Annotated in this window: 18 protein-coding genes and 2 pseudogenes; 17 read left to right on the top strand and 3 right to left on the bottom strand. The window is 46.6% G+C overall.

Going from position 1 to position 21,045, the window contains the following annotated elements; genetic code table 11:
* Positions 1–233: 233 nt before the first annotated feature.
* The 11 genes and pseudogenes from C3B52_RS32670 to C3B52_RS32625 all read left to right on the top strand — a co-directional run bounded on the left by C3B52_RS32670 (position 234) and on the right by C3B52_RS32625 (position 12,586).
* Positions 234–1,844, top strand: coding sequence for an ABC transporter substrate-binding protein (locus C3B52_RS32670; RefSeq protein WP_201264974.1), 1,611 nt, complete (start codon positions 234–236; stop codon positions 1,842–1,844).
* Positions 1,845–1,964: 120 nt separating this feature from the next.
* Positions 1,965–2,885 (top strand): ABC transporter permease, encoded by a 921-nt coding sequence (locus tag C3B52_RS32665; protein ID WP_164685018.1) that lies wholly within the window; start codon positions 1,965–1,967, stop codon positions 2,883–2,885.
* A gap of 15 nt (positions 2,886–2,900) precedes the next feature.
* Entirely contained in the window at positions 2,901–3,806 is a 906-nt protein-coding gene (locus C3B52_RS32660) for an ABC transporter permease (RefSeq protein ID WP_103110519.1), read from the top strand.
* A gap of 11 nt (positions 3,807–3,817) precedes the next feature.
* Positions 3,818–4,813 (top strand): ABC transporter ATP-binding protein, encoded by a 996-nt coding sequence (locus C3B52_RS32655; protein WP_103110518.1) that lies wholly within the window; start codon positions 3,818–3,820, stop codon positions 4,811–4,813.
* Between the two features lie 5 nt (positions 4,814–4,818).
* Complete coding sequence (locus C3B52_RS32650; RefSeq protein WP_276527244.1) at positions 4,819–5,790, top strand: ABC transporter ATP-binding protein; 972 nt, start codon at positions 4,819–4,821, stop codon at positions 5,788–5,790.
* Between the two features lie 474 nt (positions 5,791–6,264).
* Positions 6,265–7,791 (top strand): annotated as a pseudogene (locus C3B52_RS32645) (endonuclease MutS2); the annotation flags it as partial.
* 243 nt (positions 7,792–8,034) lie between these two features.
* Positions 8,035–8,322 (top strand): annotated as a pseudogene (locus C3B52_RS38410) (endonuclease MutS2); the annotation flags it as partial.
* 424 nt (positions 8,323–8,746) lie between these two features.
* On the top strand, positions 8,747–9,925 hold the full coding sequence (locus tag C3B52_RS32640; protein ID WP_103110516.1) for a M20 family metallopeptidase: 1,179 nt from the start codon (positions 8,747–8,749) through the stop codon (positions 9,923–9,925).
* A 26-nt stretch (positions 9,926–9,951) separates the two neighbouring features.
* The gene (locus C3B52_RS32635; protein WP_103110515.1) at positions 9,952–10,149 is read left to right on the top strand and encodes a DUF3311 domain-containing protein; all 198 of its coding nucleotides are present in this window, start codon (positions 9,952–9,954) and stop codon (positions 10,147–10,149) included.
* Positions 10,149–11,624 carry a sodium:solute symporter family protein gene (locus C3B52_RS32630; protein WP_103110514.1) on the top strand — a complete coding sequence of 492 codons (1,476 nt, stop codon included), beginning with the start codon at positions 10,149–10,151 and terminating at the stop codon, positions 11,622–11,624. The genes C3B52_RS32635 and C3B52_RS32630 overlap by 1 nt, the downstream gene beginning before the upstream one ends.
* Positions 11,625–11,692: 68 nt before the next feature.
* On the top strand, positions 11,693–12,586 hold the full coding sequence (locus tag C3B52_RS32625; protein ID WP_103110513.1) for an alpha/beta fold hydrolase: 894 nt from the start codon (positions 11,693–11,695) through the stop codon (positions 12,584–12,586).
* Between the two features lie 72 nt (positions 12,587–12,658).
* On the opposite strand, the gene C3B52_RS32620 is transcribed toward C3B52_RS32625, so the two are convergent.
* Positions 12,659–13,015, bottom strand: coding sequence for a HesB/IscA family protein (locus C3B52_RS32620; RefSeq protein ID WP_103110512.1), 357 nt, complete (start codon positions 13,013–13,015; stop codon positions 12,659–12,661).
* A gap of 28 nt (positions 13,016–13,043) precedes the next feature.
* Complete coding sequence (gene murB, locus C3B52_RS32615) at positions 13,044–13,943, bottom strand: UDP-N-acetylmuramate dehydrogenase (protein WP_103110511.1); 900 nt, start codon at positions 13,941–13,943, stop codon at positions 13,044–13,046.
* 117 nt (positions 13,944–14,060) lie between these two features.
* On the opposite strand from murB, the gene C3B52_RS36960 reads away from it, so the two are divergent.
* The 3 genes from C3B52_RS36960 to C3B52_RS32605 all read left to right on the top strand — a co-directional run bounded on the left by C3B52_RS36960 (position 14,061) and on the right by C3B52_RS32605 (position 16,568).
* Positions 14,061–14,213: a hypothetical protein gene (locus C3B52_RS36960; RefSeq protein ID WP_164685017.1), complete on the top strand. Its 153-nt coding sequence runs from the start codon at positions 14,061–14,063 to the stop codon at positions 14,211–14,213.
* The gene (locus C3B52_RS32610; RefSeq protein WP_103110510.1) at positions 14,210–14,851 is read left to right on the top strand and encodes a helix-turn-helix transcriptional regulator; all 642 of its coding nucleotides are present in this window, start codon (positions 14,210–14,212) and stop codon (positions 14,849–14,851) included. The genes C3B52_RS36960 and C3B52_RS32610 overlap by 4 nt, the downstream gene beginning before the upstream one ends.
* A 247-nt stretch (positions 14,852–15,098) precedes the next feature.
* The gene (locus C3B52_RS32605) at positions 15,099–16,568 is read left to right on the top strand and encodes a protein adenylyltransferase SelO (protein ID WP_103110509.1); all 1,470 of its coding nucleotides are present in this window, start codon (positions 15,099–15,101) and stop codon (positions 16,566–16,568) included.
* A gap of 140 nt (positions 16,569–16,708) precedes the next feature.
* On the opposite strand, the gene C3B52_RS32600 is transcribed toward C3B52_RS32605, so the two are convergent.
* On the bottom strand, positions 16,709–17,980 hold the full coding sequence (locus C3B52_RS32600; RefSeq protein ID WP_306418843.1) for an MFS transporter: 1,272 nt from the start codon (positions 17,978–17,980) through the stop codon (positions 16,709–16,711).
* Positions 17,981–18,147: 167 nt separating this feature from the next.
* Between C3B52_RS32600 and C3B52_RS32595 the strand changes: the two genes are divergently transcribed.
* The 3 genes from C3B52_RS32595 (at position 18,148) to C3B52_RS32585 (ending at position 20,814) form a co-directional block, all read left to right on the top strand.
* Positions 18,148–18,816 carry a helix-turn-helix transcriptional regulator gene (locus tag C3B52_RS32595; protein ID WP_103110508.1) on the top strand — a complete coding sequence of 223 codons (669 nt, stop codon included), beginning with the start codon at positions 18,148–18,150 and terminating at the stop codon, positions 18,814–18,816.
* Between the two features lie 176 nt (positions 18,817–18,992).
* Positions 18,993–19,778 carry a hypothetical protein gene (locus C3B52_RS32590; RefSeq protein WP_103110507.1) on the top strand — a complete coding sequence of 262 codons (786 nt, stop codon included), beginning with the start codon at positions 18,993–18,995 and terminating at the stop codon, positions 19,776–19,778.
* A gap of 316 nt (positions 19,779–20,094) precedes the next feature.
* Positions 20,095–20,814, top strand: a complete 720-nt coding sequence (locus C3B52_RS32585; RefSeq protein ID WP_103110506.1) for a YebC/PmpR family DNA-binding transcriptional regulator — start codon at positions 20,095–20,097, stop codon at positions 20,812–20,814.
* Positions 20,815–21,045: the final 231 nt, after the last annotated feature.

Genomic DNA, 21,045 nt, shown 5'->3' with positions numbered 1-21,045 from the left:
GTTAAATTTATCTGAATATTTATACAAAATGTGCAATGACTCATGAGAAAAATACGAGTACTATTTTATCATACAGGCAAAAAACGTATGGAGGTGATTTTACCAACTACATAGACGCTCAGCTATCATTTTATCCTTTGGCAGCCGAGTCACTCTTTTCGTTTAACAGAGTTTTGTATACGCGATTGTTTCCCGAAGAGAGAAGCATATTCCAAAATGTGAGGAGCGAGCCGATGAAAAAAGGTATGAAGTCACTGGTCTCATTGTCTATCATTTTACTGATGCTGGCGGTAAGCGTATTGAGTGGCTGTGCAAAAAGCGGTGGTCAGGGCAGAATGCTGACGATTTCGGAATCAACCGATCCGGGAACCGCAGATGTACAATTGACGACCTCTGAGTATACCCTTCCCTTGAATCTGTACGATCGTCTTGTTGAAGCGAAAACTGTTTCTCCAGGAAAATCAGAATTGGTTCCGGGTCTTGCCGAGAGCTGGGATGTATCTCCGGATGGCCTCGTGTACACCTTTCATCTGCGTAAGAATGTGAAGTTCCACAACGGAGAAATTTTCAAAGCCGATGATGTGTTGTTTACGTTTGATCGGATGCTGAACCCCGCAACGAAGGCACTGAACACCGACTTTTTGGACATGATCGCAGGTGCGAAAGAGCGGATGGACGGGAAAGCAGACAGTGTCAGCGGTATCAAAGTCATTGATGACAACACAATTGAAATTACCCTCGCAGAAGCATTTGCCCCGTTTTTAGCGAATCTCGCAACGCCACCAGGATCGATTTACAACAGAAAAGCGACTACAGAAGCTGGAGACCAATTTGGCATCGAGCCTTCTAAAACAATTGGTACAGGTCCTTTTTCGCTGAAGTCTTGGACATTGAATGACACGATTGTTCTAGCTTCGAACCCCGATTATTATCAAGGCGCCCCTAAGTTCGATGGTATTGAAATGAAAATCGTACCAGATGCGGAAACCAAAAGAATCATGTTTGAAACTGGTAAGCTGGACATTTTCGATTTGAGCTCTTCCGCTTCGCAAATCCCCCAATTCAGAGACAACGACAAATGGAAAAATAATATCGTAAAAGGACCGATCGTAGGAACCTACTACTATTCATTGAATGCAAACATAAAGCCGTTTGACGATGTAAGAGTACGAAAAGCGGTGCAGATGGCAGTAGATCGCCAGACGATTTTAGACAAGCTGTATCACGGAGAAGGCACGCTCGTGGACGGCATATCACCTCCAGGACTGTTAGGGTATAATCCTGATCTGCCAAAAATCGAGTACAATCCAAAAAAAGCAAAAGCATTGTTGGCAGAAGCAGGCTACCCGGATGGATTTGATATGGAAATTGCCCAAATCTCGGACAGGCCAACCGTATTACAAATGAACGAGACGATTCAAGCCATGCTGGGTAAGGTAGGCATTCGTGTGAAGATCAAGCAAATGGACGAGTCCGCCTATTTTGCCACGCGAAAAGTAGGAGAGCTCCCTGCTTATCATGCAGATTGGTCAGCTGACTACAATGATCCCGACAACTTTTTCTATACGTTTTTCTCTCAAAAAAATACAGTGGCCAGATCCTACAACTATAAGAATCTGGATGTAAACGAAAAACTGCTCAAGGCAAGAACGATGGTCAATCAGGATGAGAGAATCAAGATCTATCAGGACCTGGAGAAAATTATTGTACAAGAAGACGCTGCCTGGGTACCGTTGTTTGCCCTCAACAAATTATTCGTCGTCCAGCCGAGAGTGAAGAACTTCCACGTATCGTGGAACGGGTGGACCTCAATGAACTACTATGGAATCGAAATTACAGAATAATCATTATCTGAATCGTTAACGAATTAGAAGCTGATAATGAAAAATGCTCATTGTAAAAATAACTACTGCCAACAAGTAGTTATTTTTACATAGCAGCAAGTCTGGAAGGGGAGGGGTTTGATGGGAGCCCATATTGCCAAAAGGATTCTGATTTCCATACCTGTAACGCTAGGCATTGCACTCATTACGTTTATTTTGCTGAATGTGATCCCCGGTGATCCCATTGCGCTGATGATGAAAGAACATATTAGTCCCGATGTCGTCGAACGAGTCCGCGCGCAAATGCATTTGGATGATCCGGCCTATGTCCGATTTTTTCGCTTTCTGTGGGGCGCGGTCCAAGGTGACTTCGGAGTCTCTTACAAATTAAACCGTTCCGTTTCGACGCTATTGATGGACGCTTTCCCGAACACGTTGATGCTTGCCATATCGGCAGCGCTGGTTTCATGGATCATCGGGATTCCAGCCGGAATATTATCGGCCGTGAAGAAGCGCTCGTTTCTCGACAATTCGATCATGGGCTTTTCTCTTCTCGGTGTTTCCATCCCTGTATTTTGGGCAGGACTGCTGTTCCAGTATATATTTTCGCTGCAGCTCGGTATCCTGCCGGTATCAGGCTTCAGTGGTCCTGAATATATGATTATGCCCGCCATTGTGCTCGGCTGGAGTGCTGCTGGAACGATCGCGCGGCTGACACGATCAAGCCTTTTAGAAGTAATGCGCAATGACTACATCCGAACGGCGAGGGCCAAAGGCAATCTAGAAATCAAGGTAATCATCAATCACGCATTAAAAAACTCTATGCTTCCCGTTGTTACGGTAATGGCTTTGCAGGTGGCCGGATTATTGTCGGGAGCGGTCATCACGGAGAGTATTTTTGGCATCCCGGGCATTGGCAGAATCGCGGTAAATGCCATTCAAAACAGGGACATGCCGCTTCTGCAAGGTGCGGTCATGTTTACGACGGTTCTCGTAATCATCGGGAATCTGGTAGCCGATATTCTTTATTCAATTTTAGACCCCCGAATTAAATATGACTAAAGGAGGTGCCCGTAGATGAATGTAGTGAGGAATGTCATCACGAAGCGAGAGCTGATCGAAGCGAGTGATGAGCTGGTTAAAGAGACATTTTGGCAGGATGTATTCAAATCTCTCAAAAAAGACAGGATGGCGATGGCAGGCGGAATCGTTATTCTTCTGTTTATCTTGATGGCTATTTTTGCCCCTTTGATCGCGCCGTACAATCCCTATGAAGTAAATCTCGATTTACAATTTCAAAAGCCGAGCAGCGAGCATTGGCTCGGAACGGATATGTTTGGCCGTGATGTCTTGTCCAGAATCATTTACGGCTCTCAAATCTCGTTGTTAATCGGGATCATCCCAAGCCTGATCACGATGACGATCGGTATCGTGCTTGGGATCGTAGCAGGATATTTTGGCAAGAAGACAGATTTCACGATCATGACGATATCGGACATGGTGCTCTCGTTTCCTTCCCTGCTTCTCGCCATGGTGGTGATGTATACGCTCGGGGCAAGTCTTTTGAATATATTTATAGCGCTCAGTATCGTAGGCTGGGCGGGAACGGCACGGGTAGTGCGATCACAGACACTGTCTTTAAAGAACAAAGAGTTCGTAGAATCAGCTAAGGCGATCGGAGTCAAGCCGTACGTCATTATGATCCGTCACATTTTACCAAATTGTATCCCCCAACTTCTCGTCCTGTTCACGCTCGAAATACCGGGAGCTATCTTGTCTGAAGCCAGCCTGAGCTTTCTCGGAGTAGGAGCGCAGCCACCAGCTTCGAGCTGGGGACTCATGGTATCCAATGGTAAAGAGTTTTTATTCAATGCCCCTTGGGTAGCGATTTCCCCAGGTATTGCGATTTTAGTCGTCGTCCTGGCGTTTAATTTTCTGGGAGACGGTCTGCGGGATGCACTTGATCCGTACTTGAAATCATAGGGGGAATCTGGATGGGAGATAAAAATACCGTTCTCGAAATGAACAACCTCAAAACGTATTTTTACACGGATAAAGGTGTCATTCCTGCGGTGGATGATGTCAGCATCAAGGTGAAAAAGGGGCAGATCATCGGTATTGTCGGAGAATCGGGCTGCGGAAAGAGCATGACCTCATTATCGATTATGCAGTTGATTAGTCCCCCAGGGAAAATAGCGGGAGGTGAGATTCTTTTTCAGAATCGAAATCTGGTAGGGTTGTCAAAAGCAGAGATGCGCTCGATTCGGGGAAATGAAATCTCGATGATCTTTCAGGAGCCGATGACCTCGTTGAACCCAGTGTACACGGTTGGCAGGCAGGTCGCCGAAACGCTGCTTTTGCACAACCCGGGAATCAGCAAGCAGGAAGCCAAGCGGCAGGTAATCGAGATGTTCAAGCTAGTCGGTATTCCAGAGGCAGAAAAAAGGTATAGCGTATTTCCCCATCAGCTATCTGGCGGTCTGAGGCAGAGGGTGATGATTGCGATGGCCTTGATTTGTAAATCAAAGCTGTTGATTGCAGATGAGCCAACCACCGCTTTGGACGTAACCATTGAAGCCCAGATTTTAAAAGTGATGAAACAGCTTCAGGAGGAAGTAGATACATCCATCATTTTGATTACACACAATTTGGGGATTGTCGCTGAAATGTGTGATTACGTCTACGTTATGTACGCAGGCAAAGTGATGGAGCAAGCAGATGTGTATGAGCTGTTCGACAACCCGAAGCATCCCTACACCGAAGGCTTGTTAAAATCCATTCCGAGAGCGAATGTAGAGCAGAACAAAGCAAAAGGATTGTACAGCATCGAGGGAATGGTCCCGAATATGCTTCATTTACCACAAGGCTGTCGCTTCCATCCGCGCTGCGAATATGCAGATGCCAGCTGCCGTGTATTGGAGCCTGAGCTTGTCGATACGGGAAATGGACACAAGGTACGTTGTCTGAAGTACAAAAACGAGAGGGGGTGACGTTTGTGGCTCGTGAACTGATGAAGGTGCGCAATTTGAAAAAGTACTTTCCGGTGGAAAAAGGCCTGTTCAAAAAGAAGGCAGGTGTCGTACATGCGGTAGATCATGTCAGCTTTGATATTTATGAGGGAGAAACGCTAGCTGTGGTTGGAGAGTCTGGCTGCGGGAAAAGCACGCTGGGAAGAACGCTCCTCCGCATTGTGGAAGCCACAGAAGGGGAGGCCTTCTTTGAAGGAAAAGATATATTCAAGCTAACAAATCATGAAATGCGCGAGCTGAGAAAAAAGATGCAAATCATTTTTCAAGACCCGTTTGCGTCGCTTAACCCGCGCATGAAGGTAGCCGACATCATTGCAGAGCCGCTGGTTACCCATGAAACAATGGAGCGAGCAGCGAGAGACGAGAGAGTAGCTGAGCTAATGGAGCTTGTCGGATTGCGAAAAGCGTACGGCACGAGGTATCCTCATATGTTCAGCGGGGGACAAAGACAAAGAATTGGCATCGCCAGAGCGCTTGCTCTCAATCCGAAATTTGTGGTGTGCGATGAGCCAGTATCGGCACTGGATGTTTCCATTCAATCCCAAATCATCAATTTGCTCAGCAGGCTTCAAGAACAAAAAAATCTGACCTACTTGTTCATTTCTCATGACTTACATGTGGTTCGCTATTTATCTGATCGAACCTGTGTCATGTTTTTAGGCAAAATCATGGAAATCGGATCAACAAATGAAGTGTATAACAGGCCGTTGCATCCCTACACGAAGTTTCTGATTGCCGCATCGCCAGTCCCTGATCCGCACGCAAGACAAAAAGAAAAGCTGATTTTGGAGGGGGACATTCCGAGCCCGCTCAATCCTCCATCAGGCTGCAGGTTTCATACCAGGTGCCCGTATGTTCAGTCTATTTGTAAAAGCCAGGAGCCTGTATTCCAGCAGGTAGAAGGAAGAGAGGTTGCTTGTCACTTTCCGCTCGTTTAGAAGGACGCTTGACGATTCCGTAAGCGGTAAGCTATAGTGTGAGTAACCTTATCTAGGGAGAGATGTTGATGTCGGCGGTAGTTCTTAACTAAAGCAATTCCATATGGAGGCTTCGCGTAAATCATTTCCGAAATTTTGCTGGTTTGGCAAAGTTTATTTGTGATGGTTTATAAGCGAACTTGGGATTAGTTAAGAACAACGGATATCATACAATGCCTTAGGTATATACCTAATATCATTGCACCCACATCCGTGCTGAGCTAACGCACGGATTTTTATTTGTGCAGATAGGTATGGCTATCATTCCTATCCTGTATAAATGCTACCGCGGCTCTGCCATTAGTCATGGCGTAGCCGGGTTTCTTATGGGGCTTATTTAGGTAGCCATAAAAAGGGCGGAGAATGACATTTGTTCATTCTTCGCCCTTTTTTGTTGTACAGATTTTCCACTATATGACAATGGAGAGATCAAACATGAACGAAAAAGCATTGCAGCGTCTGGAGTACGACAAAATCAAAGAAACACTGATGGAGCACGCTATCTCGTACGTAGGGAAAAAGCATGTAGAGCAAATGATGCCGATGACCTCGAGCAAGGTACTGCGAAAAAAACTCGACGAAGTGGCAGAAGCCAAAGACTTGATTCAGTATGGAGCTAGTGTGCCGATCCCCTCGCTTGAAGGAATCGAACAGATCGTATCGCTACTCGGAACAGGCTATGTGTTCAGCGAAAAAGACTTTATGCACATGACTCAATTCATGACGAGTGTCACCCAATTAATGAAGTACATGGCGGCCAAATCTGATATCGCGCCACGGGTCAGCACGTATGCAGCTTCGATGCATCCGATGAGCAAGCTGAAGTCGGAAATCGAGCAGTGCATTCGCCACGGGCAAGTCGTCGATGCGGCAAGTAAAGATTTGCTCAAGACGAGAAAGCGCATCGCTGTTTTTGAAGAACGTCTGAAGGGCAAGCTGGATTCACTGATGAGCAAGTACCGGACGATTTTGCAGGAAAATATGCTGAGCACCCGCAATGGGCGCTATGTGCTCCCGATCAAAAAGGAATATCGCAAGCAAGTCAACGGCATGGTCTTGGACGAATCAGCTAGCGGTCAAACCGTCTACATGGAGCCGACGGAGGTCAGCACCCTACAATTTGAGCTGACTGCGCTCAGGTCAGAGGAAGAGCGTGAGGTGACCAAGGTCCTCATGCAACTATCAGCACTGGCAGAGGAGTTTACACACGAGTTCCAGATCAACGTAGAAACAGTGGGTGCCTACGACTTTCTGTTTGCCAAAGCGAAATATGCCCTCGCTTTAGGAGCTAAGAATGTCCAACTCAATGAGGATGGAGTCGTACTATTACGTGAGGCAAGACATCCACTGCTCGGCAAAAAAATGGTGCCACTGAACTTCCAAATCGGGCGAAAATACAAGTCATTAGTCATTACTGGTCCCAACACAGGAGGCAAAACACTTACACTAAAAACGGTTGGTCTGTTAACCATCATGGTGCAATCGGGATTGCTCGTTCCCGTTCAGGAAGGAAGCATGTTCTCCATTTTTAGCAATATCGCTGTAGATATCGGGGACGGACAGAGCATCGAGCATGCGCTCAGCACCTTCTCCGCGCATATTCACAACGTCATTGAGATCCTGAAGATCACGAATGATTCCACACTCGTACTGATCGATGAGATGGCGTCGGGTACAGACCCAGGCGAAGGTGTCGGTTTGTCAATCGCGATTTTGGAAGAATTGCAAAAAAGAGGCGCGACTGTCATTGCCACCACGCACTTTAATGAAATCAAAAATTTTGCCTCCGTTACCCCGGGCTTTCAAAATGCTCGCATGGAATTTGATGCTGATACACTGCAGCCGCTGTATCGGTTGAAAATCGGAGAAGCGGGTCAGAGCTACGCGTTTTTGATCGCACTAAAATTAGGAATCCCGGCTGAAATGATTGAACGCTCTCGTGAGATTACGGCAAAAGGCTTTGCCTCCGGTGCTCATCCGGCGCAGATCTTCACTGAAAAGGCAGAGGGTGAAGCGATTGACGAGTATCTACAGGGCGATCAGGAGCATGGCGATCAGAAGCTGGATGACGCGGACGTAATCGATGGCGTAAATGAAGCGGCTACTCACAGCTCAACCCAGTCTGAGATGTATGTGCAAAAAGTGGATGACACAGAGACAGAGCTAGCCGAACCGTCAGAAGCAACAGCTCCTGCGCTTCAAAGGCCTTTTGAAATCGGGGATTGCGTGTTCATTTCCTATTTAGGGAGAACGGGTATTGTGTTTGCTGCTGAGGATTCAAAAGGAAATGTCGGAGTCATGATACAAAATCAGAAATACAAAATTAACAAGAAGCGAATGGCCCTGCACATTGAGAAAAAGGAGCTCTATCCAAACGATTATGATATGGACATTGTGTTTGAGACAAAAGAAAATCGTAAAAAAAGAAAAATGATGAATCGTAAATACGTAGAAGGGCTCTCCATTGAGACTAAGCGGGAGGATTGGCAGTAGCGATAAGGTAAAAATTTTAAACAAGAGGAGGGAGAAAATTTTCCCCTCTTTTTTGTTTGAAATACGAGAGCATGCAAAAATAATTCAAAAAAATAATAAGAAAGGCGCAATTTTTTTATTTGTGAAAAAACGAATAAATGTGTAAAAGACCCTACTAATTGAGCATTAGCATCGGTGTAACGTTCAAAATTTTGCTATGTGCATCAAGTGAAGAGTGACTTGGCATCAAACATGCAAGAAATACGCGTTAGAAATTTGTTCACTTTCTTGACAGAGAGGAATGATCGATAAAATCAGGGGCATTTCACATACCTCAAAGCGTAAAGGCAGCACAAAGATGTAAACGGTTACTGAACGTGAACGGTAGCGAGTGCAAGCGGCGAGGGAATAACATCATACCATTTTCACAAGGAGGAACAATTCTATGTATCGATCAGCTGCTCTGCAAGCGGCAACGGAAAACGTAAAGGAAGAAGTCATCCAGTGGAGACGATATCTCCATGAAAACCCTGAGCTTTCTTTTGAAGAGGAAAAAACATCTCAGTTTGTTTATGACACCTTAAGCTCTTTTGGGAATCTCGAAGTAACCCGTCCTACAAAATACAGCGTAATGGCTCGATTGATCGGCTCGCAGCCAGGCAAAACACTCGGCATCCGCGCAGACATGGATGCACTTCCCATCCAGGAGGAGAATACGTTCGAGTTTACCTCGAAAATTCCTGGAAAAATGCATGCTTGCGGACATGATGGGCACACAGCGATGCTGCTGGGAGCAGCGAAAGTGTTATCCGCCTTCAAAGACCAGATCAAAGGTGAGGTGCGCTTTTTCTTCCAGCATGCCGAGGAATACTTCCCGGGCGGCGCAAAGGAAATGGTAGAAGCAGGCGTGATGAAAGGCGTCGACTTTGTTATTGCCGCGCATCTGATGTCTCATGTTGATTTCGGCAAAGTAGGCATTACGTACGGTCCGATGATGGCGGCACCAGATGCATTCTGGATTACGATCAACGGAAAGGGCGGACACGGCGGCATGCCGCATCAAACGACTGACAGTATCACGATCGGTGCACAAGTGGTTACCAACCTGCAGCATATCGTTTCGCGCAATATCGATCCGCTCGACAATTTGGTTGTATCCATCGGTAAATTCGTGGGGGGAGAAGCTGCGAATGTCATTGCCAACTCGGTTGAGATTAATGGAACGGTCCGTAGCTTTGATGAAAAAGTACGTGCTTCGGTACCCGTCTTAATGGAACGAATTGTAAAAGGAATTACGGAAGCGCATGGTGCCACATACGAGTTCAAGTACCTAAACGGGTACATGCCCGTCATTAATCATGACGAAGTGACGAGAGTGATTGAAGATACCGTTCGTGAAGTATACGGAGAAGACACGATTGAGATCCAAAGACCGAGCATGGGAGCGGAAGATTTCTCTGCATTCCAAAAAGAAGCCCCTAGCGCGTATTTCTTAATCGGGGCTAGAAACGAGGAAAAAGGCATTGTCTATCCACACCATCATCCTCGGTTCACTGTGGACGAAGACGCATTTGACTACGGCGTGAAAATCTTTGCAAACGCTGTATTTAAGTTTCTCGGGTAAATAAATCCAAACAAAGGAGGTCTCTTATGAAAGCAATTTACTTGCTGGCGCTTATTCCTGTCATCGCCATCTTGGGTGGTCCTTTTTGGGCGAACAGTATTGAGCCGTACATTCTCGGGATGCCGCTCTTCTTTTTCTGGAATTTTTCATGGCTGATCTTTACCGCTCTGATCGCCTTTATCATTTACAAACTAGACCCAGCAAACAAAGGGAGTGAAGAATAATGAATATCGCGCTTGTCATTATTTTCGGTTTCTTGTTCCTTTCCCTTTTCCTCGGGATCAGGGCGACACGAGGCAAGGATATGAACCTCGAGCAATGGACAGTAGGGGGGCGCGGATTCGGCCCGATCCTCATCATGATCTTATTAGCAGGGGAGATTTACTCTACCTCTACCTTCCTCGGCTCTAGCGGCTGGGCGTATGGAATGGGCGGACCCGCGCTGTATGGAATCGCCTTTGCCGCACTGGGGTATTTGTTTTCTTACTGGATTTATCCTGCTGTTTGGAGCTATGGAAGCAAACATAAATTAGTTTCGCAGGCAGACTTTTATGTGAAGAAGTACAAGAGCCCGTTGCTCGGGGTGTTGGTGTCCATCGTTGGCGTGTTAGCACTGATTCCATTTTTGATTCTTCAATTCAAAGGTCTGGGGATTATTGTTTCAACTACTTCGTACGGCTCGATTTCACCTACGGTGGCAATTTGGATCGGCGCTGTGGCTGTCACCATCTATGTGATGATTTCTGGTATTCACGGCTCCGTTTGGACTGCAGTATTAAAGGACATCATGATCGGTTTAGTTGCATTGTTCATCGGGATTTACATTCCACTGCACTATTTTGGCGGTATCCAGCCGATGTTTGAGGCTGTGAATGAAGTGAAACCTAATTTTCTCACGCTTCCTGAAAAAGGAATGGGAGCGTCATGGTTTATTTCCACTGTCATTTTGACAACGCTCGGCTTCTATATGTGGCCACAAACCTTTGGTTCTGCCTATACCGCGAAGAGTGCGCGAACCTTCCGTAAAAATGCGTTTATTCTGCCGCTGTATGGTGCACTCTCTGTTGGTGCGATCTTTGTTGGATATGCCGCGATTATTCACGTACCGGGGCTGCAAGGCTCGGATGTTGACCTTGCTCTACTGAAGCTTTCTATGCAGACCTTTGATCCGTGGTTTGTGGGCGTGATTGGAGCAGCTGGATTATTAACGGCACTTGTGCCAGGCTCCATGATTTTGATGACTTCAGCAACGCTGCTGTCGAAAAACGTATACAAGCATTTCGCTCCGTCTGCAACGGATGAACAGATTATCAAAGTAGCAAAATGGCTGGTGCCAATCCTCGCTCTCATCTCTGTTTACTTTACATTACAGGGAGGAAACACCATCGTAGCTCTGCTTTTGATGGGATATAGCATGGTGACACAATTGTTCCCGGCATTCATTCTGAGTTTATCTAAAAATAATTTTGTGACAAAGCAAGGGGCGATTGTCGGTATTCTTGCAGGGTTAGCGACAGTAGGCTATACGACTCTTACAAAAGCGACGATAGGTACCCTTTTCCCGACGTTCCCGCAAGTCGTAAAAGATTTGAATATTGGTCTGGTTGCACTGTTAATCAATGTGATTGCGATGATCATAGTCAGTCTGTTGACTAAAAAATCGTCGGATACAAGAACAGAGGAGTTAGAGGTGGCATAGGCTTGTCTACTTACTAGCGTAACGAGTGTTGGCTCACTGAAATCAGTGTGGAGGAGGCCTGAGCTGCTATGTTTGCCAAAGTTAATGGAACCAAGCTCTATTTTGACGTAGAAGGGGCAGAGTTAGTACCTGACAATGGAACGTGGAAAAAGAAGCCGGTTTGCTTCGTCGTTCACGGTGGTCCTGGAGGAGAGCACATTGGATTTAAGCCTTTTCTGACACCGCTATCTGAGCATATGCAGCTTATCTATATCGACCAGCGGGGGTGTGGGCGTTCCGAGCATGGACCGCAATCGTCCTACACGTTGGAGAACAATATAGAAGACTTGGAAGCGCTACGAAAGTATTTGGGTCTGGATCAAGTCGTCGTGCTAGGCCATTCCTATGGTGGGATGGTCGCTCAAAGCTACGCCATTCGATACCCAGATCGTGTCGCTGCTCTGCTACTCATCGCCACACATCCAAGCTATTTGTTTGGTCAGCAAGCGATGCAGCAAATAGAGGTTATTGGCACGGAAGAGCAGAAAAAGTTTGCGAAGCTTCTCTTTGAAGGGACGTTAGGCAAGGAGCGTATGCTTGAGTACAGTATTGTCATGGAGCCGCTCTACTTTTATTCCACCAGAGGAAGGGTTAGAACGGAAGAAGAAAAACAGGGGATGCGAAACAAGAAATCAAACTTTAATTTTGAGGCAGCGAATGAAGGCTCCAAATTTCTAAAAACGTTTGATGTCATTGATCAGCTGCATTTGATTCCGTGCCCGACATTAGTTGCTGGTGGCCGACACGATTGGATCACTCCGGTGGAGGCATCTGTACTCATGGCAGAAAAAATTCCGAACAGTGAGCTTGTCGTGTTTGAAGAAAGCTGCCACTACTTGTTCATTGATGAGCATGAAAAATTTATTGCGGAAATTTCCTCGTTTATTCAACGCAGGTCAGAGGACTTCAAAAGAAAAGACTGAGTAAGATTTTATGAAAGTATCTTCTAAATCAGCTGCAATCCGGCGATTTAGAAGATACTTCTTTTCATTTAATCAATCACATTTTTCCTTTTTTCCGCGATCGAGTGCCGTACGGAAGCTGCTGCCACATCCACAAGTCACTCTGGCATTCGGATTTTGAATCGTAAAGCCACCCATCATTCCTGTTTCGACAAAGTCAATTTCGACTCCATCCAGGTATGGATAGCTTTCTGCATCGACCACTAGCTGTACGCCATTTGTCTCGATAATCGTATCATCTGTCTGCTTAGTGTTATCGAAGCCTAGTCCGTATGTGAGGCCGGAGCACCCGCCATACTTGACTCCAAAGCGGACAAACTGCTGCTCATTGTCTTCCTGGGTAAGCATCTCTTTCATTCTGGTTATGGCTGATTCTGTTATTTGGATCATCAGAAAATACCTCCTAAAGTATCTGTTTTTATTTTTCTCCTACCACGATGATTTCTGGAACCAGCTGAACTTGATACTGTGCGTGTACCTTTTCCTGAATATGTTGAATCAGATTCAGAACATCAGCAGCTCTCGCATGGCCCATGTTCATAATAAAGTTGGCATGCTTGCTCGATACCTCGGCGTCGCCATAGCGCACGCCCTTTAAGCCAGCTTCTTCGATCAGCTTGGCTGCATATGCATTGGGAGGATTTCGGAATACACTGCCTGCACAATCTAACGGAAGGGGCTGCGTCCTCATTCGTGTTTCTTTATTTTGATTGAATCGTTTTTTGATGCTGTCACTATCCTGATAAGCTAGCTGAAAGCTCGCTTCGGTGACGATCGCACGTTTTTTTTGCAGAGCCGAATGCCTGTATGCAAACTGCAGCTCATCGGCATACATCCTGCCTACCTCTCCTGATTCCAGAATCACTTCAGCTGATTGGAAAATCTGCGAGATATCTGCACCGTTTGCTCCGGCGTTCATATACACAGCCCCGCCAACTGTTCCCGGTATTCCTCCGGCAAACTCGAAACCACTCAAGCCGTGTTTGCTTGTAAGCGCAGCTAGCTTGATCAAGGAATAGGCAGCACCAACATGAGCCATGTTTCCTTCAATTCGAATGAAATCCAAAGCCCGATTCAATTTTATGACAGCGCCTCTAAAGCCTTTGTCGGTGACCAGAAGATTCGAGCCCTTGCCGAGAATCAGCCAAGGCACATGCTGAGAAGTGAGGGTTTGGATTGCTTCGATCAAACCAGCTTTTGTTTTTGGGATAAGCAAATAATCCGCCGGGCCACCTATTTTCCAAGTTGTGTGACGGGCTAATGCTTCGTTGCAGATTACTTCCGTTTCAGGATCGCGAAAGGACAGCTCATGCTGCATAATCTCACCCACCTTTTAGGAAAATGATTCCTCGACAATTCACCAACAGTATAATACAATAAATTAAACATATTCAACAAAAAAGTTTAGTATTAAAAATAAACCTGCCGAATCCTTTTGCATAGGCGTTGGAAAGCTCGTTGTATACCGATTATCCAGCCAGAATATAAATACCAGCTTGGTTTCGGGTACAACTCGGATGTCAGGCTGATTACGAAGGGAGGGATGACTGCCACAGGAAGCCTGGTACTTGTGGCAGTCGATGAATGAGTATGAATAAGCGATTATCGACACGTGACTATATTCTTTTATTGCTAAAAACGAACGGCCAAATGAGTACAAAAGAACTTCAGCACAAGCTTGGTTTAACGAAAGTGGCTGTAAGCAGACAGATGGTTCATCTGGAAAAGGACGGATACGTGCAATACAGCCTGGGACGTCATCAGCCTGGCAGACCGATGCATTATTATTCGTTGACGCTACTTGGACAGGAGCAGTTTCCTAGTGATTACGGGCAATTAGCCGTGGAACTGCTTGACCATATGGCCAGCGAAGAGGGAGAAGACAGACTCTCCGATTTTTTCAAAAGACAGCAGGAAAGATTTTTGGAAAGATATGAAGCCAGAATGCAAGGCAAGGACCTTTCTGACAGAGTGGCAGAGCTGGCAGAAATTCAGGATGCGAATGGATTCATGACCAAATGGGAGCAGCATAGCGAAAATACCTTTTCGATGACCCAGCATAATTGTCCTTACTTTAAAATTGCGAATCGCTATGAAGTGATTTGTGAAAGAGAGCTTAGCTCCTATCAAATGCTGCTTGCAGCACAGGTAGAGCGGCCAGATTGTGTAGCCAAAGGTGCGAGGCAATGTGTGTACCTAATTCGAGCGTCTGCCTCCAATAGCTAGTTTGGAGTTTCTATCCCTGGTAAAAGCCCAGACGGGAGCTGCTCGCGTTTCCTGACGGTAGAAAACGATATAGATATCTTCTTTCAACTATAACCAGTAAGCGAAGCTGCTAAAGTGTTACTGATAATGAGAATGTCAGGACGCGGGGTAGCAAAAGGCTTATAATAAATTGGAAGAAGTAAACACTAAAAAGGCTCCTTGAGGTGGAAAGAAGAGTGCCAAAAAATATCGTTTATAAGGAGTTGCCATGACCGATAATCAAGCGAGAGTTGAGCCAGGATGGAACTTTGACAACAGTTATGCGAGTTTGCCAACTACTTATTTTACCAAGGTTAATCAAAATCCTGTAGGCTCGCCACAGGTCATCATGCTAAATGAACCATTGGCAGCAGCCTTGGGCTTGAATTTTCAGGGACTAGAGCAAGCGGCTGACGTACTAGCTGGAAACGAAACTCCAGAAGGAGCTTTTCCGCTTGCACAAGCATATGCGGGCCATCAATTCGGGCACTTTACGATGCTCGGAGACGGGCGGGCTCTGCTGTTAGGCGAACAAATTACCCCGAAAGGTGAACGATTTGATATTCAGCTGAAGGGATCAGGGCGAACTCCCTATTCACGTCGAGGGGATGGGAAAGCGGCACTTGGACCAATGCTGCGCGAGTATATCATCAGTGAAGCGATGCATGGACTTGGGATTCCTACCACACGAAGCTTGGCGGTTGTATCTACAGGTGAGCCAATCTATCGTGAAACGGTGCAGCCGGGGGCTGTTTTGACCCGTGTGGCAGCTAGTCATATCCGTGTAGGTACCTTTCAATACGCTGCGGCATGGTGCTCGGAGCAGGAGCTGCGAGCTCTGGCTGACTACACGCTGGAAAGACATTATCCAGAAGGGCTGGCTGAGGAAAACCGCTATCTTTTCTTACTGAAACAGGTAATCAAGCGTCAGGCTGCGCTGATTGCCAAATGGCAGCTCGTCGGGTTTATTCACGGGGTAATGAACACGGACAACATGGCCCTGAGTGGAGAAACGATCGATTATGGACCCTGTGCCTTCATGGATGACTACGACCCAGAGACGGTTTTCAGCTCCATTGATACGCAAGGCCGCTATGCATACGGCAATCAACCGTATATTGCTGTCTGGAACCTCGCACGTTTTGCCGAAACCTTGTTGCCGCTATTGGATAGCAGCGAAGAGCAGGCTCTTAAATTGGGAGAGGAAGCCATTTCGCAATTTGCAGAGCAGTATCGCGGCAACTGGGTGAGCGGGATGAGAGCGAAGCTGGGTATTTTCAATGAAGAGCCCGAGGACGAAGCATTGATAGAAGGCTTACTCGGTATCATGCAAAAAGAGCGTGCAGATTTTACAAATACATTCCGAGCATTGACCTTGGAGAAGCCGGAGGAAATGCCCCTTTTTGGCGCTGAGGAATTTACTCAGTGGCATGAGCAGTGGCAAGCAAGGCTTGCAAGACAGGAGGAGTCAAAGGCTGATTCTCTTCAGCTCATGCGCAGCAGTAATCCGGCGGTCATTCCACGCAACTATCGGGTAGAAGAGGCGCTGGAGGCGGCGGTACAAAAAGGCGACTACAGTGTGATGAAGCGTTTGCTCGCTGTACTGGCAAACCCGTACGCATACTCCCCTGAACAAGAGGAATATGCCGCACTGCCGCCATGCTCGAATCGCCCTTACCAGACGTATTGTGGTACTTGATTGAAAGAAAATTAAATGATAAGGCTTTGTAGGAGGGCTGCTAAGAGGCAGCCCTTTTTTTGCATCAAGAGGAGTGGTTTGCCGATTGGGCATGCCTGGTTCGCCCGCTCGCAAACAAACTGAGCAATACCAATAGCAGGTTAAACACCATAGCTACTGTAATTCCATTCTCCATGGACATCCCCGCCAATCCCAACTGCTACACCAGGCGTAAACGAATCGGCAAATTGCAAGCTTCCAGAAACCTGCCCGGATTCCCCCTCCTTGGAAAAGGAGAAGGCAAGGGTACCACTAATGGTATGAGCCAAGCCTATGCCAATCCCCGCAATGATTTCACCGATGACTGCGAGCACGATATTGAGGGCAGGCACCCAAACCATGATGGCGATCCCGAGAATCATCAGCAGGATACCAGCAATGATTCGTTTATTTCGACCTCTTCCCTGATCTGCCGCGTCCCAGCGTGCCTGCAAGATGGCTACGATGCACCAGCTCAGAGCTGCGCTAGCTACAATCAGCCCGGCTGAGTCAGCAGATAATCCTTTTGTATTTGTCAAAGCAAGCACTAAAAAGTTCTGCGTGCACACATATGCTGCAAAAAACAATCCGCGAGAGGCAATGAGAGATGATAGTCCTGAGCGAAATGTAAACGTGCCAGAGGGAAGAAGCTTTCGTAACGGCTGTATCATGAGAGCGAGGCCAATTACCAAAAGTACAATGCCTAAAGCTTTCGGAAGCATGCCAAGCCCGCTCAGGAACAGTCCGGTTCCGATGGCAAGCAGAACAGACAGACCTACCACGCCGCCTGCTTCATTGCTGGCTTGGACGCGAGGTATTTTTAGTTTGCGAAAAACAGGCAGACTGAGGATCACTGCGAGAAGCAAAAAGGGAAGTACGCCCCAGAAAACAAATCGCCACGACCACTGCTGGGCAATTACACCAGCAACATATGGACCGAGCATCGAAGGCAAAACGTAGGCTGTCCCGAGTGCACCCAATATTTTGGCCCGTAGCTCATCCGGATAGCTGAGTGAGATGGCTGTGTATATGCACGTATACATGGCGCCAGCTCCAAAGCCTTGCAGCGCGCGCGAGCCGATCAGCACATACATGTTTGTTGCGACGGCAGCTACGATTAGGCCAATTGCAAACAAGAGAATGGCAATCGTAAAAAGCAAAGCCGGCCCACTCCTGTCAATTTGGCGACCAATTACCAACGTACCAACAATTTGTGCTAGCAGATAAGCGCTGAAAATCCAGCCGAAGAGGTGAAGTCCTTGCAAATCTCCAGCAATGGCGGGGGCAACCGTTGTTACGGCTAAACCTTCAAACCCGATCGTCATTGCTGCCAAAATAATGCCAATCGATAATGCGAGATAGCGTGGTCCAAAAATGCTTTGTGCAGATGACAAAATGTTCACCTTCCCTCAAGAATGGTAAAGTTCATGTCGTATCTGGATGTTTTTAAACTAAATTCTTTATAAAGTTAAATCTGTACAAACAAAATATACCAACGATTTTGACTTTGTCAATATTTTTCTTTATAATGTCGATAGAGCCAAAGATGAAGGTGAATGCAATGAAAAAAGCGAATTCTCAGGCAAAAGAAGGTGCCGAAAGAACAAGAAGAGCCATAGTAAAATTGCTCAAGCATGCCGGACCTATGGATGCCAATCAGTTGGCAAGCGAGCTTGGAGTTACTGCGATGGCTGTACGCCAACATTTGTACGATTTGCAGGAGCAAGAGCTGGTTACATTTACGGAAGAAGCCAGAGCGATGGGCCGACCTGCAAAGCTGTGGAGGCTTACCACCGAGGCAAATCGGCTTTTTCCCGATGGGTACGCTGATCTTACAGTCAGCTTGATCGAATCAATGAAGGAAGCGTTCGGAGAAGAAGGCTTAGATAAGCTACTGGAGATCCGAAACAGCAAGCTAATCAAGGAATATCAGAGCAAAGCACTGGTGACTCTTCCGTTGAAGGAAAAATTAGAGGCTTTCGCGGAATCCCGAACAGCTGAAGGATATATGGCAGAAATTATCGAGAATCCCGATGGCTCGTTTTACTTTGTGGAGAAGCATTGTCCGATTTGCGAGGCAGCCAAAGCCTGTACGGACATTTGCAAGAAAGAGCTGGAAATGTTCCAGGACGTTCTTGGAGACGGTACGCAGGTCTCAAGAGGCGAGCATATCCTGAAAGGCGACAATCGCTGTGTGTATTGGATCAAATCAGAAGACTCTCCTGAGTGAATGTGTGCGAATGTAACGGGATGGCACTTGTAAGTAGAGGGTTGTCCCAAATAGGAAAGGAGCCTTTTGGTAAGGGGCTCCTTTTTCGAGTTGGATCGGATTGTACGCTTCGATAGCGTTAAGTTACATTTCTTGTTCGAGAGAATTCGTATAAGATACAAGCATGGGGGAGTATGATGAGAAATGATGATTTGATCCGAAAGGTAGAAGAATTAGTCCAAATGCATGCCGACGGTCTCTTGGGCGGTGAGGTCATGCCCGAAGATGCGCTGATCGGAACGATACCCAAGCGCGAATGGCCAAATGTATTGACGCTAGGAATGTCACTGAACTACCAAAGAAATTCATATACACTCTGGAAAGGGATTGCAGAATGCTATCTCGACGAACCTTCTCGCTGGGTTTTTGATCCACAAACGGTAGCAGGTAGCAGCTTGGAGGATCTGCGCCATGTGTTACTTCGGCACCGTGTAGCCCTCCAGCCCAATCGCCATCCGGAAATATGGCATCGCGTCGCAAGTGGTATCGTCCGATCTTCTGGGAAAATGGATGTTTTAGGTTTGATCGAATCAGCAGATTACGATATCGCACAGCTGCAAAGGATTATGCAGATGCAACGGAAAACGGATTTTCCCTATTTGTCGGGACCGAAGCTCTTTCATTATTGGCTGTATGTCATGGAGTCGTATGTGGGGATTAGCTGGAAGTCTCGCGAGCTGATTACGATTGCACCAGATACGCACATTTTGCAAGCAACGGTAAAGCTGGGACTCTGCACGTCTGAGGTTTTACGCGGAACCGCTCAAGATCGGCAAGCAGTAGCCAGTGCTTGGGAGAGAGCGCTTCATGGCAGCAGCTTCGCACCGATTGACGTACATACGCCATTATGGCTCTGGAGTCGTGCTGGTTTTCCCCTGCTTGCTTCAAACGAAAACGAGGTAAACGAGCCTACTACCAAGTAAAGACGCTTGAAAGAGTCGTGGAAACCGATCACGCCTATCCAGATAGCTACTCTCTTTTATCTAGCAACGCTTGCGTTCATCAGCGCTTTGCGGGTTTTTCTGACGCACCTCTAGAGTAGGTACCCCTGAAAATGATATAATATAAGAAGGCACACTAGGAGTATGCTCACAAAAGCTTGCGAGATGACCTAGTTTTTTCTGATTTACTGCAAACATTACGTTTCAATTGATGTATAATCTTTTCTTGTAAAAGTACAGGAGAGACTAGTTTTCTATTTCATTCATTTAATCGTGTAAGGAAAGAGAGTGGGACTGTATGGGTCGTAAGTGGAATAACATCAAGGAGAAAAAAGCGTCCAAGGATGCGAGTACCAGTCGCGTATACGCGAAGTTCGGGAAAGAGATTTACGTAGCTGCCAAGCAGGGTGAACCTGATCCTGAGTCCAATCGTGCCTTGAAGGTTGTACTGGAGCGTGCCAAAACGTACAACGTACCGAGAGCGATTATTGACCGCGCCATTGAGAAAGCAAAGGGCGGCGGAGAGGAAAACTACGATGAGCTTCGCTATGAAGGCTTTGGACCAAATGGCTCCATGATTATCGTAGATGCGCTGACCAATAATGTTAATCGTACAGCTTCTGAAGTACGTGCTGCCTTCAATAAAAATGGTGGAAACATGGGAGTAAGTGGTTCGGTTGCCTACATGTTCGATGCTACGGCTGTAATTGGTTTCGAGGGCAAATCTGCAGACGAAGTGCTCGAAATTTTGATGGAAGCTGATGTAGATGTACGTGACATCGTAGAAGAGGACGAAACCGTCATCGTTTATGCAGAGCCTGATCAGTTCCACGCTGTACAGGAAGCTGTCAAAAATGCTGGAATCAAAGAATTCTCCGTAGCGGAGCTAACCATGCTGGCGCAAAATGAAGTACAGCTGCCAGAAGATGTACAAGCTCAATTTGAAAAATTAATTGATGCACTGGAAGACCTGGACGATGTGCAGCAGGTTTACCACAATGCTGATTTAAGTGAATAATTCACAGGAGCAGACCTTTGTTTCCAAGCATAGGTCTGTTTTTTGCTTGTCAGCCGGATAGCAATATTGAAGAGGAGTCCTCCATATGGAAGACTCCTTTTTCATGTGCGCCCAGCATGGGCGTTATCTCTAGGGTTAAAGTCCCGAATGGTGAAGGCAGTAGTAACCATTAGCCTAAGACAAGGGTGTCCACCGTGAGGTGGAATCTGAAGGAAGTTGGCGGCAAACCTC

This window comes from Brevibacillus reuszeri (assembly GCF_002897295.1).
GTDB lineage: Bacteria > Bacillota > Bacilli > Brevibacillales > Brevibacillaceae > Brevibacillus > Brevibacillus reuszeri_A.
Note: the sequence above shows the minus strand (reverse complement) of the source record. Positions and strands in the feature narration are given on the sequence as shown.

What these genes read in the sequence shown, in the direction of transcription:
- C3B52_RS32660 (WP_103110519.1), top strand. Translation starts at nt 2,901, where the DNA reads ATGAATGTAGTGAGGAATGTCATCACGAAGCGAGAGCTGATCGAAGCG.
- C3B52_RS32655 (WP_103110518.1), top strand. Translation starts at nt 3,818, where the DNA reads ATGGGAGATAAAAATACCGTTCTCGAAATGAACAACCTCAAAACGTAT.
- C3B52_RS32605 (WP_103110509.1), top strand. Translation starts at nt 15,099, where the DNA reads ATGACCGATAATCAAGCGAGAGTTGAGCCAGGATGGAACTTTGACAAC.
- C3B52_RS32620 (WP_103110512.1), bottom strand. Translation starts at nt 13,015, where the DNA reads ATGATCCAAATAACAGAATCAGCCATAACCAGAATGAAAGAGATGCTT.
- C3B52_RS32630 (WP_103110514.1), top strand. Translation starts at nt 10,149, where the DNA reads ATGAATATCGCGCTTGTCATTATTTTCGGTTTCTTGTTCCTTTCCCTT.
- C3B52_RS32670 (WP_201264974.1), top strand. Translation starts at nt 234, where the DNA reads ATGAAAAAAGGTATGAAGTCACTGGTCTCATTGTCTATCATTTTACTG.
- C3B52_RS32640 (WP_103110516.1), top strand. Translation starts at nt 8,747, where the DNA reads ATGTATCGATCAGCTGCTCTGCAAGCGGCAACGGAAAACGTAAAGGAA.
- C3B52_RS32665 (WP_164685018.1), top strand. Translation starts at nt 1,965, where the DNA reads ATGGGAGCCCATATTGCCAAAAGGATTCTGATTTCCATACCTGTAACG.
- C3B52_RS32635 (WP_103110515.1), top strand. Translation starts at nt 9,952, where the DNA reads ATGAAAGCAATTTACTTGCTGGCGCTTATTCCTGTCATCGCCATCTTG.
- murB (WP_103110511.1), bottom strand. Translation starts at nt 13,943, where the DNA reads ATGCAGCATGAGCTGTCCTTTCGCGATCCTGAAACGGAAGTAATCTGC.
- C3B52_RS32625 (WP_103110513.1), top strand. Translation starts at nt 11,693, where the DNA reads ATGTTTGCCAAAGTTAATGGAACCAAGCTCTATTTTGACGTAGAAGGG.
- C3B52_RS32610 (WP_103110510.1), top strand. Translation starts at nt 14,210, where the DNA reads ATGAGTATGAATAAGCGATTATCGACACGTGACTATATTCTTTTATTG.
- C3B52_RS32595 (WP_103110508.1), top strand. Translation starts at nt 18,148, where the DNA reads ATGAAAAAAGCGAATTCTCAGGCAAAAGAAGGTGCCGAAAGAACAAGA.
- C3B52_RS32585 (WP_103110506.1), top strand. Translation starts at nt 20,095, where the DNA reads ATGGGTCGTAAGTGGAATAACATCAAGGAGAAAAAAGCGTCCAAGGAT.
- C3B52_RS32590 (WP_103110507.1), top strand. Translation starts at nt 18,993, where the DNA reads ATGAGAAATGATGATTTGATCCGAAAGGTAGAAGAATTAGTCCAAATG.